The organism is Croceicoccus sp. YJ47 (genome assembly GCF_016745095.1).
GTDB lineage: Bacteria > Pseudomonadota > Alphaproteobacteria > Sphingomonadales > Sphingomonadaceae > Croceicoccus.
In genome coordinates this window covers 1,413,365-1,425,437 of the sequence record NZ_CP067087.1, presented here as the reverse complement: position 1 = coordinate 1,425,437, position 12,073 = coordinate 1,413,365, and the positions used below count along the sequence as shown (strand labels likewise).

Genomic DNA, 12,073 nt, shown 5'->3' with positions numbered 1-12,073 from the left:
AAGGCGGGGAGGAATGTCTTGGATTTTGAACTGAGCGACCGGCAGCGCGAATTTCGCGACCGGGTGCGGAATTTTATCGAGAGCGAGATTCGCCCGCGTAATGCCGACTATCGTGCGCAGCATGACGAAGGCGACCCGTGGAAGACGATCCCCGTGATCGAGGAGCTGAAGCCAAGGGCGCGCGCCGCCGGGCTGTGGAACCTGTTCATGCCGCCGCGCGCGGGCCGTGCCCATGTCGACGACAGCTTCGCCTTCGAAGGGGAGCAGCTGACCAATCTCGAATATGCGCTGTGTGCAGAAGAGATGGGGCGGCTGCCCTGGTCGTCGGAGGTGTTCAACTGCTCCGCCCCCGACACGGGTAACATGGAAGTATTGCTGCGCTATGGCACGCGGGAGCAGAAGGACCGCTGGCTCGATCCCTTGATGAATGGCGAGATTCGCTCCGCCTTTCTGATGACCGAACCGCAGGTGGCGTCGTCCGATGCGACGAACATCCATGCCTCCATCATTCGCGACGGCGACGAATATGTCATCAACGGGCGCAAATGGTGGTCTTCCGGCGTCGGAGATCCGCGGTGCAATCTCGCCATCGTCATGGGCAAGTCCGATCCCGACGGGTCGCGCCATGGCAGCCAGTCGATGATCCTGATGCCGATGGATGCCAAGGGCGTGACCATCGAACGCATGCTGTCGGTCTATGGCTACGACCATGCGCCGCACGGCCATGGCGAGGTCGTGCTCGACAATGTGCGCGTGCCGGCGAACAACATGCTGCTGGGCGAAGGGCGCGGATTCGAGATCGCGCAGGGCCGGCTCGGCCCCGGGCGCATCCACCATTGCATGCGCACCATCGGCGCGGCGGAGGTTGCGCTGGAGGCGATGTGCCGCAGGCTCACCGACCGGGTTGCGTTCGGCAAGCGCATCGCCGAACATTCGGTATGGGAGGAACGCGTCGCGCGCGCCCGCATCGATATCGAGATGAGCCGGCTGCTCTGCCTCAAGGCCGCGGACATGATGGACCAGGCCGGCAACAAGGCCGCCCGCAACGAAATCGCCATGATCAAGGTGCAGGCCCCGTCGATGGCGCTGTCGATCATCGACGACGCGGTGCAGGCGCACGGCGGCGCCGGGGTGAGCGGCGATTTCCCGCTCGCCGGCATGTGGGCGAATATCCGCACGCTACGCTTTGCCGACGGCCCGGACGAGGTGCACGCCCGCGCCATCGCCCGCGCCGAATTCGGCAAATACGCCGACATGAAGAAAAAACCGCAGCCGTAAGCGCAAGGAGAAAACACGCCATGGTTCGCGAAGCCGCCATCGTCGCCACCGCACGCACGCCGATCGGGCGCGCGCATCGCGGCGCGTTCAACGATACCAACCCGGACGTCCTGGCCGCGCATGTCATGAATGCGGTGGTCGAACGGGCCGGCATCGACCCTGCCCGCATCGACGACGTGTTCTACGGCACCGGCAATCAGTACGGGACGCAGTTCTACAATATCGGGCGGATGAGCACGTTCACCACCGGCCTGCCGCAAACCGTGCCGGCCTTCACGCTCGACCGCAAATGCGCGAGCGGGCTGAGCACCGTGGCGCTGGCCGCGCGGTCGATCGTGGCGAACGACGCCGATGTCATCCTTGCGGGTGGGGGCGAATCCATATCCTCCACGATGAAGCCCGGCCTGGTCGATCCGTCGTGGCGTTCGGGCACCGTGATCGAGGCCGAACCCGATGCCTATATGGCGATGATCGAGACGGCCGAAATCGTCGCCGAACGTTACGGCATCGACCGCGAGGCGCAGGACCGTTTTGCCGCCACGAGCCAGCAACGCGCCGCCGCCGCCGTCGAGGCGGGCCGGTTCGCGCAGGAAATCGTGCCGATGACGGCGACGAAGGCGATCCGGGCCAAGGACGGGACCGTCACCGGGCACGAGGAGGTCACGCTGACCCATGACGAGGGGATCCGCGCCGATACCACGGTCGAGGCGCTGGCGGCGCTCAAACCCGTGTGGAAGGGGGGCAACACCATTGCCGAGGGACGCCACGTCACCGCCGGCAATGCGAGCCAGCTGTCCGACGGGGCCAGCGCGCAGATCGTCATGGACCGCACCACCGCCGAGGCCGAGGGCAAGGACATTCTCGGCATCTTCCGCGGGTTTCAGGCTGCGGGTTGCGGGCCGGAGGAAATGGGCATCGGCCCGGTCTTTGCCATTCCGCGCCTGCTCGAACGTGCCGGGCTGTCGGTGGACGACATCGGCCTTTGGGAAATCAACGAGGCGTTCGCGTCTCAGGCGCTCTATTGCCGCGACAGGCTCGGCATCGATCCCGAAAGGCTCAACGTCGATGGGGGCGCGATCGCCATCGGCCACCCCTTCGGCATGACGGGGAGCAGGCTCGTCGGCCATGCGCTCATCGAAGGGCGGCGGCGCGGCGTGCGCCATGTCGTCGTGTCGATGTGCGTGGCGGGTGGCATGGGTGCCGCCGGACTTTTCGAAATCATCTAAGCCAAATGGGATATCCGCGATGGATCTGAACTTTACCCCCGAAGACGAAGCCTTCCGCGAGGAGGTTCGCGCATTCCTGAAGGACAAGCTGCCCGCGCGGCTGTCCGACAAGGTGCGCACCGGCAAGCATCTGACCAAGCAGGACATGGAGGAATGGCACGCCATCCTCAATGAACGCGGCTGGCTCGCGCCGCACTGGCCGGAACAATACGGCGGCACGGGGTGGAGCGTCACGCAGCGTTTTATCTTCGAGGTGGAAACGGCGATGGCGCATTCGCCGCGCGTCGTACCCTTCGGCCTGTCGATGCTGGCCCCGGTGCTCATCAAATATGGCAGCGAGGCGCAGAAGGATCACTGGCTGCCGCGCATTCTCGACGGGACCGACTGGTGGTGTCAGGGATATAGCGAGCCGGGCGCCGGCTCCGACCTTGCCAGCCTCAAGACGCAGGCCGTGCGCGAGGGCGATCATTACATCGTCAATGGACAGAAGACCTGGACCACGCTGGGGCAGTTTGCGGACCATATCTTCTGCCTCGTGCGGACCGACAATTCGGGCAAGAAACAGGAGGGCATTTCCTTCCTCCTCATCGACATGGCGACGCCGGGGATCGAGGTGCGCCCGATCCGCCTGCTCGACGGGGATGCGGAGGTGAACGAGGTGTTCTTCACCGATGTGAAGGTGCCGGTCGAAAATCTCGTGGGCGAGGAGAACAAGGGCTGGACCTACGCCAAATATCTGCTGACCTACGAACGCACCAATATCGCGGGCGTGGGAATGAGTATGGCCGCCTTCGAACAGTTGAAGGAGGTCGCGCAGCGCCAGACCCGCAATGGCAAGCCGCTCGCCGAAAACCCGATGTTCGCCGCGCGCATGGCGAAGCTGGAAATCGACCTTGAAAACATGAAGACGACGAACCTGCGCGTCCTCTACGAAGCGGGGCAGGGCAAGGCACCGATGGCCGAAAGCTCCATGCTGAAAATCCGGGGGACCGAGATCCGGCAGGAAATTTCGGACCTCATGCGCCGCGCCGCCGGGCGTTATGCGCAGCCCTTCATTGGCGAGGCGCTCGAGGAAGGCTTCAACGGCGAACCGGTCGGTCCGGCATTTGCTGCGCCTGTATCCGCGCAATATTTCAACTATCGCAAGCTATCGATCTTCGGCGGCTCCAACGAGGTGCAGCGCGAGATCATCAGCAAATCTATTCTGGAGCTTTGAGCCATGGATTTTTCCCTTGGGCAGGACCGGCAGATGCTGGTCGATTCGCTCGGCCGATATCTGTCGGCGAATTTCGATTTCTCGACCCGCGAAAAGGCGCTCGTCTCGGTGGAGGGGTTTTCCCGTGACATGTGGGCGGGCCTGGCCGAGCTGGGCGTGATCGGTGCTTTGTTCACCGAGGATGCCGGCGGTTACGGCGGCGGTGCGTTCGACATTGGCGCCGTGTTCGGCGAAATCGGTCGGGCCATCGCATTGGGCCCGTTCCTCGGCACCTTGATGGCGGGCCGTGTCCTGCAGGCCGCGGGTGAAACCGATGTGATCGAATCGCTGATTTCGGGCGAGACGATCGTGACCTTCGCGCACGAACCCGCCATCGATGGCGAGGGCGTCATGGCCGATCCGGCAAGCGCGACCCGCGCGGGCGAGGGGTGGACGGTGTCCGGCGCGAAGGGGGTCGTGCCCTATCTCGCCGGGGCGGACGTCATCCTCGTCACCGCGGAAACCGACGGCGGCCTGTCGACCTTTCTCGTCGAGCGGGGCGCCGACGGCGTGACGGTCAGCGATTACCCCCTCGTCGATGGCGGATCGGCGGGCGAGCTTTCCATGAAGGACGCGCCGGCGCGCCTGATCGGCGAGGCCGGCGCGGCGCAGGATGCCATCGACGATGCGATCGCCGCAGGGCTGGTCGCGCTGTCGTGGGAGGCGGTCGCGGTCATGGACGTGCTGCGCGCGAGCACGCTCGATTACATGAAGACGCGCAAGCAGTTCGGCATCCCCATCGGCAAGTTTCAGGCGCTGCAGCATCGCATGGCGACCGTCGCTCTGGAAATCGAGCAGGCGCGCTCTGCCGCGATCAATGCCGCCGCCATGCTGCATGAAGACCCGGTGAAGCGCGACCGCGCCGCATCGGCCGCGAAATACACCGTCGGTAAGACGGGCGTGCTCGCGGCGGAAGAGGCGCTGCAACTGCATGGCGGGATCGGCATGACGTGGGAACTGCCGCTCTCGCACTATGCAAAACGCATGATCATGATCGGCAGCGAGCTCGGCGGCGAGGACGAGCATCTGGAACGCTTCATCGCACTGGGTCAGAAAGCGGCCTGACATAACGACGAAGGGGGCCGACTGCGCCCCCTTCGCCATCCATCCTCATCGGCCATGCTGCGCTCCTGGCTCCGCAGCATGGCCGTTTTTCGTGTCGATCGCGTCAGTAGCCCGACAGGCGCGCGAGCCGGTCGGCATGGTAATCCGCATCGCCGAACATTTCGGCCAGGACCCGCTGCCGCTTCATGTAGAAGCCGACGTCATATTCGTCGGTCATACCGATGCCGCCGTGCATCTGCACCGCCTCCTGCACCGCGAGCGCCGCGCTGTTGCTAGCCATGGCCTTGGCGACATGGACATGCCGCTCCGCCTGCGGATCGCTTTCGTCGAGCGCCTGCTGCGCCTTGAGCACGGCGGCGCGCGCCACCTCCATCTCGCAATAGAGATGCGCGGCCCGGTGTTGCAGCGCTTGAAAACTGCCGATGATCTGGCCGAACTGCTTGCGTTCGCGCAGATAGGCGGTCGTCATGTCGGCGGCACCGCTGGCCACGCCGACAAGCTCCGCCGCCGCGCCCGTGCGCACGGCGCCGAGCACGCGATCGAGCACATCGGCCCCGCGCCCTACCTCGCCCACGACCGCATCGCTATCGACTTCCACGCCATCGAACGTAACGCGCGCCGCCATGCTCGCATCGGCAAGCCGGTCGGCATCCGCCGTCACGCCATCGGCATCGCGCGGCACGGCGAACAGCGTGATACCGTCACGATCTCCCTCGTCACCCGAACTGCGTGCCGTGACGAGCAGCACGTCCGCGACATGACCGTGCGCGACGAATTGCTTGGCCCCGTCGAGGCGGAAGCCATTGCCGCTTTTCGTTGCGGTCGCGGCCACGCGGTGCGGGCGATGGCGTGTGGTTTCATCAAAGGCGAGCGCCGCCACGCTTTCGCCCGCGACGATTCCCGGCATCCAGCGATGGCGGATAGAGTCGCCCGCCATGTTCAACGCGGTCACCGCGCCGACCGCCGTCGAAAGAAACGGCGAGGGCGTAAGGTTGCGGCCGATTTCCTCCAGCACGATGCCCGCCTCGACATGGCCGAGGCCGAGCCCGTCATCGGCCTCGCCCGCCAGAATGCCGGTAAAGCCCATTTCGGCGAACTGCCGCCAGACATCGGGCGAAAACCCGTGGGAATCGCCCGCATCGCGCAAGGCCCGCATGTGCGACACCGGCGCATTCCCGGCGATGAAGGGGCGCGCGCTATCGGCGAGCATGTCCTGATCTTCGTTCCAGTACATCGGCATGGGTCAGGCGCCCGGCAGGTTCAAGATGCGCTTGGCAATGATGTTGAGCTGAATCTCGGAGGTGCCCCCCTCGATCGAATTGGCCTTCGTGCGAAGCCAGCTTCGCGCGGCCGCGCCGCCATGGCTGCGCCCGCTGTCCCATTCCAGCGCGTCGGCGCCGCCTGCCGCCATCATCAGCTCGTGACGGTCCTTGTTGAGCTCGGTACCGTAATATTTCATCATCGAGGGCTGCGCCGGATCCGCCTTGCCGGCTTTCAGCATGTCGATGAACCGCTCCGACATCGCCTGAAACGCGGCGGCGCGGACTTCGAATGCTGCGATCCGTGCGCGCAGCATCGGATCGTCGAGCCGTCCGTCCGCCTCCGCGCCGAGATGGGCGAGCGCCCGTTCGGGCAGCGATTGTTCGCTCGCCCGAAGCCCCATGCCGGAGATCATTTCCCGTTCGTGGCCGAGCAGATATTTCGCCACGTTCCAGCCCTTGTTGATCTCGCCGACGACGTTTTCCTTGGGCACTTTCACATCGTCGAAGAACGTTTCGCAAAACGGTGAATTGCCGGAGATCAGGAGGATCGGCTTGGTCGAGACGCCGGGCGATTCCATGTCGAACAGGAGGAAGGAAATGCCCCCCTGCTTCGACGATGTATCGGTCCGCACAAGGCAGAAGATCATGTCCGCCTTGTCCGCGTAGCTGGTCCACACCTTCTGCCCGTTGACGAGGAAATGGTCGCCCTTGTCCTCCGCCCGCGTGGCCAGGCTGGCGAGGTCGGAGTAGGCGTTCGGCTCGCTATATCCCTGGCACCAGCGGATTTCGCCGCGCGCGATTTTCGGCAGGTGCTCCTTCTTCTGCGCTTCGGTTCCGTATTTCAGCAGGGCGGGGCCGAGCATCGAAATGCCGAAGCTGTAGAGCGGGGTGCGGCACCCGAGCGCGGCCATCTCCTGTTTCAGCACCTTGGCCTCAGCAGGCGCAAGGCCACCGCCGCCATATTCGGTCGGCCAGTCGGGCACGGTCCACCCGCGCTCGCCCATGATGCGCAGCCAGTCGGCCTGCGCCTGCGACGAGGGTTCGAACCGCCGCCCGCCCCATGCGACATCGTCGGCGCTTTTGGGCGGCGTGCGCATTTCGGGCGGGCAGTTCGCCTCCAGCCAGCGGCGCGTTTCGCGGCGGAAATCGTCGAGCGCGGCCTCAGCCATTGAACCGCTCCCCCTTGGCGGCCTTGTCCTTCATCATCTGCGACAGCTTGAGGCCCGGCATGCGAGCCCCGTGTTTTTCAAGGCCGGCGACCACGGTATCCAGCCCGATCGTATCGGCCCAGAACATCGGCCCGCCGGTATAGGACGGCCAGCCATAGCCATAGAGCCACACCATATCGATGTCGGAGGCCCGCTGCGCGATCCCTTCCTCGAGAATGAGCGCGCCTTCGTTCACCATGGGGTAGAGCAGGCGTTCGCGGATTTCCTCGTCCGAAATCTCGCGCAGTTCCTTGCCCGATTTGCGGGCGAAATCGCGGACGATCTCGTTGACTTCCTCCGAGGGGGTGCGCTGGCGTTTTTCGTCGTAATCGTAGAAGCCCTTACCGGTCTTCTGTCCCCAGCGGCCCCGTTCGCACAGCACTTCGCGCACGGTCGAACTGCTCGACGTTTCCTTTTTCCAGCCCAGGTCCAGCCCGGCAAGGTCGCCCATCTGGAACGGGCCCATCGGGAATCCGAAGTCGAGCAGCACCCGGTCGATCTGGTCGGGCAGCGCCCCTTCCATGAGCAGGGCATTGGCCTGTTCCTGCCGCGCGGACAGCATGCGATTGCCGATGAAGCCGTGGCACACGCCGGAAATGACCGCGACCTTGCCGATGGTCTTGGCCAGCTTCATCGACGTCGCGAGCACGTTCGCCGCGGTCTTGTCCCCGCGCACGATTTCGAGCAGTTTCATCACGTTCGCGGGCGAGAAGAAGTGCAGGCCAATGACCCATTCCGGGCGCCCGGTGCATGCCGCGATCTCGTTCACGTCGAGATAGCTGGTGTTGCTGGCGAGGATCGCGCCGGGTTTCGCGATGGCATCGAGCTTGGTGAAGACCTCCTTCTTGATCTCCATCAGCTCGAAGACCGCCTCGATAATGAGGTCGCAATCGGCCAGATCGTCATAGCTGAGCGAGGGGGTGAGGTGGCCCATCGCCTGTTCGACCTGCGCGTCGGTGATGCGGCCCTTCTTCGCGGTGTTCTCGTAATTCTTGCGGATGATGCCGGTCCCGCGGTCGAGCGCCTCCTGCTTCATCTCGACGATGGTGACGGGGATGCCCGCGGACAGGAAATTCATCGCGATGCCGCCGCCCATGGTGCCCGCGCCGATGATGCCGACCTTCTTGATCGGCAGGATCTCGGTATCCTTGGGCAGGTCGTCGATCTTCTGCGCCGCGCGTTCGGCGAAGAACACGTGGCGCAGCGCGGCCGATTGCGTGCCGTTCATCAGCGTCATGAACAATTCACGCTCGACCTTGACGCCCTCCTCGTACGGTTTCGCGACCGCGGCCTCGACCGTCTGGATGCAGGCTTCGGGCGCGTCGAAGCCTTTGAGCTTGCGGGCGTTCTTCTGCCGGAACTGCGCGAACACGTCGTCGGGTGCGGCTTGGATGCGGTCGTCGCGGCGGCTGGACACCGGGTGGCTGTCGCGACCGGCGATGTCGCGGGCAAACGCGATGGCGTCCGCCTCCAGCGTGTCGGCATCGGTGAGCCTGTCGACGAGACCGAGCGTTTCGGCCTTTGTGGCGGAAATCGGATTGCCGGACACGATCATGTCGAGCGCGGCCTCCACCCCCACCACGCGGGGCAGACGCTGCGTCCCGCCCGCGCCGGGGAGCAGGCCGAGCTTCACCTCCGGCAGGCCCAGCTTCGCCGATTTCGCCGCGATCCGGTAATGGCAACCCAGCGCCACCTCCAGCCCGCCGCCCAGCGCGGTCCCGTGGATCGCCGCCACGACCGGCTTGGTGCAAGCTTCGATCGTGTCGATGACGGTCGGCAGGCCGGGTTCGACCGGCGGCTTGCCGAATTCGGTGATGTCGGCGCCCGCATGGAACGTGCGCCCGTCGCACCGGATGACGACCGCCGCGACCGCGTCGTCGTTGCGCGCCTGTTCCATGGCGGCGGACAGCCCCTGGCGGACCGCGGCGCCCAGTGCGTTGACCGGCGGGTTGTCACTCGTGACGATCAGGACATTGCCGTCGATGCGGGTGGATACAGCGGACATGGGCTCTCCTTGGAAAATTTATGAATCTATCGTTGGCGCGCGGCTGCGCGGTGCATACCTCACATTCTAACATACGACGGAGCAAATCAAGTGCCCTTTGCAGAATTGACTTGAAACGTAACGGACGCAGCCATAGCCTGTGGAACGAAGCTCGGGATAAAACAGCAAACCCGAACTATGAAATCCTGCAAAAAGGATCGGGACATGGATGCGCAATCGGCACGGATCGAAGCGGCGGGCGGCGCGGCCGGCTGGCCCGCGATGACCATTGCGGAGGCGACGGCGGCGCTGACCGCGCCCGGCGCCCTTTTCGAAATGGAAGACGTGGAGATCGGCGGCAGGCCGCTGCGCACGTGGAAGAATCAGCCTCGCACGCTCGCCGCGCTGGCCCGGCGCGCGCGGGACATGTTCGGCACCCGCGAATTCATCATCTACGAAGACGACCGCGTCACCTATGACGGGTGGTTCCGGGCGGTGTGCGCACTGGCGCTCGCCTTGCGGGATGCCGGGGTGGGCAAGGGCGACCGCGTCGCCATCGCCATGCGCAATCTGCCGGAATGGCCGGTCGCCTTCTTTGCCGTGACCGCCATCGGCGCCATCGCCGTCCCGCTCAATGCATGGTGGACCGGGGGCGAGCTGGCCTATGGTCTCGCCGATTCGGGGGCAAAGCTGCTCATCTGCGATTATCGGCGGTCGTGCGATATCGCCCCGTTTCGTGGGCAGCTTTCCGAATTGCGGGAGGTGTGGGTCGCGCGGGCGCAGGGTCGCGCCTTGGCCGACGATACCACGCCGCTGGAATCGCGGATCGGGCCGGCAGCGGGCTATGGCGACCTGCCCGAACGCGATCTTCCGGACGAAAATGCCGATCCCGACGATGGCGCCACGATTTTTTATACCAGCGGCACGACCGGAAAGCCCAAAGGGGCGCTCGGCACCCACCGCAACATATTGACCTGCACGCTGACCGGCGCATTCGCATCGCAGCGTTCGGCGCTGCGCCGGGGCGAGGTTCCGGCGGAAAAGCCCGCGCGCACGGGGCTGCTCGTCATTCCGCTGTTTCATGTGACGGCCTGCAATTCCTCGCTCATGGGGACGTTGATGGCGGGCAACCGGCTCGTGATGATGCGCAAATGGGACGCGGGCAAGGCGCTCGCGCTGATCGAGCGGGAGAACGTCAACACGACCGGCGGCGTTCCCGCCATCGCCTGGCAGATCATCGAGCATCCGGACCGGGAAAAATACGATCTCTCATCGCTCGAACTCATCTCCTATGGCGGGGCGCCATCCGCGCCGGAACTGGTGCGGCGCATCGGCGGCGATCTGAAATCGCTGCCCGGCAATGGATATGGCATGACGGAGACGTCGGCGACCGTAACCTTCCACGGGGCAGAGGATTACGTGAACCGGCCCGAAAGCTGCGGCCCGCCGATGCCCGTGACCGATCTCAGGATCATGGACGTGGACACGGCGACGCCCCTGCCCACCGGCGCGGTCGGCGAATTGTGGGTACGGGGGCCGCAGGTGGTCAAGGGATACTGGAACCGGCCGGAGGAGACGGCCGAGGCCTTTGTCGATGGCTGGGTCCGGACCGGCGACATCGCCCGGCTCGACGAGGAAGGCTTTCTCACCATCGTCGACCGGGCGAAGGACATCGTCATCCGCGGGGGTGAGAACATCTATTCCTCGGAGGTGGAAAACGTCCTCTACGAACATCCCGCCGTCACCGATGCCGCGCTGGTCGGCATTCCGGACAAGGTGCTGGGCGAGCAGCCGGCCGCCGTCGTGCATTGCGCACCGCGCCGCACCGCGAGCGAGGCGGAACTGCAGCAATGGGTGCGCGAACGGCTCGCCGGGTTCAAGGTGCCGGTGCGCGTGCTGTTTCAAAGCGAACCGCTGCCGCGCAACGCCAATGGCAAGATTTTGAAGGCGGAGCTCAAACGGCTGTTTGCCTGAACGCCGGTATGCCGGGGCAGGGCGTCAGGCGAAGATGCTGACCGTCTGGGAGCCGATGGCGACCGGCTCGCCGTCCGCGTTCCAGATCGCCATGGATTGCGTGGACATCCCGCCTTCGGCCTGATCCGTCCGGGTTTCGAGCAGCCACCAGCCGTCGCGCGTGCGAGGCTCCGACACGAGCAGATCGATGCTCCACATCGCGGAGGAAACCGGCCCCGGCTCCTTCATCAGGGTCAGCGCTCCCGGCGGCAAGGCATCGCCCACGAGAAGCAATTCGGCAAACGGATCCAGCCCGCCGCGATCGCGCAGCCGGACCCAGTGGCGCAGCATCGGCTCGGTCCCGTCCTTGCCAGGCGAAGCGTCGGCATAGTCGAAATGCTGCGTGAAGGCCGGCGCATGTTGCCGTCTGGTCGCGGGTGCCTCTTCGGGCGGGACGACGAACGGCGCGGATGCGGACTTCAGCAAAACGGACGAATCGCGCGTCGCGGTGAACAGGAACGTGCCATGCCACGCGGCCGCATCGCCGCTGTGCAGATCGGCGGTGACGAACGCGCTCGACCGGCCACGCCGCAGCATTCGGGCCTCGGCGCGCACGGTGCCCGATATCGGCCCTGCGAACGCGATCTGCGCGCTTCGCAGCGGGGGCAGGTCGGGTCCGGCGGACCGTGCCGCGCAATAGGCCGCGGCCGTGCTCAACCCGCCATAGGCCGTGCGCCCCTGGGTCCAGCCTTCGGGCACCGCCATCGCCAGCGTGCCCGCATCGTCGAGGGCCGCATCGAGCAATCGGGCCAGGTTCGGGGTTTGCATCGTCGCGTCACTCT

9 protein-coding genes are annotated in these 12,073 nt (G+C 65.4%); 5 read left to right on the top strand and 4 right to left on the bottom strand.

The genetic code is table 11. The features are described 5' to 3' along the window. Window positions 1–18 precede the first annotated feature (18 nt). The 4 genes from JD971_RS06965 to JD971_RS06950 are packed head-to-tail and all read left to right on the top strand — an operon-like array spanning window position 19 to window position 4,824. Window positions 19–1,278, top strand: coding sequence for an acyl-CoA dehydrogenase family protein (locus JD971_RS06965; protein ID WP_202086883.1), 1,260 nt, complete (start codon window positions 19–21; stop codon window positions 1,276–1,278). Window positions 1,279–1,298: 20 nt separating this feature from the next. Further along, window positions 1,299–2,504 (top strand): thiolase family protein, encoded by a 1,206-nt coding sequence (locus tag JD971_RS06960; protein WP_202086882.1) that lies wholly within the window; start codon window positions 1,299–1,301, stop codon window positions 2,502–2,504. Between the two features lie 19 nt (window positions 2,505–2,523). Then, the gene (locus tag JD971_RS06955) at window positions 2,524–3,720 is read left to right on the top strand and encodes an acyl-CoA dehydrogenase family protein (protein ID WP_202086880.1); all 1,197 of its coding nucleotides are present in this window, start codon (window positions 2,524–2,526) and stop codon (window positions 3,718–3,720) included. A 3-nt stretch (window positions 3,721–3,723) separates the two neighbouring features. Beyond that, window positions 3,724–4,824, top strand: a complete 1,101-nt coding sequence (locus JD971_RS06950) for an acyl-CoA dehydrogenase family protein (protein ID WP_202086877.1) — start codon at window positions 3,724–3,726, stop codon at window positions 4,822–4,824. Between the two features lie 103 nt (window positions 4,825–4,927). On the opposite strand, the gene JD971_RS06945 is transcribed toward JD971_RS06950, so the two are convergent. Genes JD971_RS06945 through JD971_RS06935 form a run of 3 tightly spaced genes read right to left on the bottom strand, consistent with a single transcriptional unit; the run spans window position 4,928 to window position 9,299 of the window. Beyond that, on the bottom strand, window positions 4,928–6,064 hold the full coding sequence (locus JD971_RS06945) for an acyl-CoA dehydrogenase family protein (RefSeq protein ID WP_202086876.1): 1,137 nt from the start codon (window positions 6,062–6,064) through the stop codon (window positions 4,928–4,930). A gap of 3 nt (window positions 6,065–6,067) precedes the next feature. Next, window positions 6,068–7,255 (bottom strand): acyl-CoA dehydrogenase family protein, encoded by a 1,188-nt coding sequence (locus JD971_RS06940; RefSeq protein ID WP_202086875.1) that lies wholly within the window; start codon window positions 7,253–7,255, stop codon window positions 6,068–6,070. Next, window positions 7,248–9,299 (bottom strand): 3-hydroxyacyl-CoA dehydrogenase NAD-binding domain-containing protein, encoded by a 2,052-nt coding sequence (locus tag JD971_RS06935; RefSeq protein WP_202086874.1) that lies wholly within the window; start codon window positions 9,297–9,299, stop codon window positions 7,248–7,250. Before JD971_RS06935 ends, JD971_RS06940 begins: the two co-directional genes overlap by 8 nt. A gap of 204 nt (window positions 9,300–9,503) precedes the next feature. Here JD971_RS06935 and JD971_RS06930 point away from each other — a divergent pair, with 204 nt between their 5' ends. Then, window positions 9,504–11,252 (top strand): class I adenylate-forming enzyme family protein, encoded by a 1,749-nt coding sequence (locus tag JD971_RS06930; protein WP_202086873.1) that lies wholly within the window; start codon window positions 9,504–9,506, stop codon window positions 11,250–11,252. A gap of 24 nt (window positions 11,253–11,276) precedes the next feature. On the opposite strand, the gene JD971_RS06925 is transcribed toward JD971_RS06930, so the two are convergent. Next, window positions 11,277–12,059, bottom strand: a complete 783-nt coding sequence (locus tag JD971_RS06925) for a thioesterase family protein (protein WP_202086872.1) — start codon at window positions 12,057–12,059, stop codon at window positions 11,277–11,279. Between the last annotated feature and the right edge of the window lie 14 nt (window positions 12,060–12,073).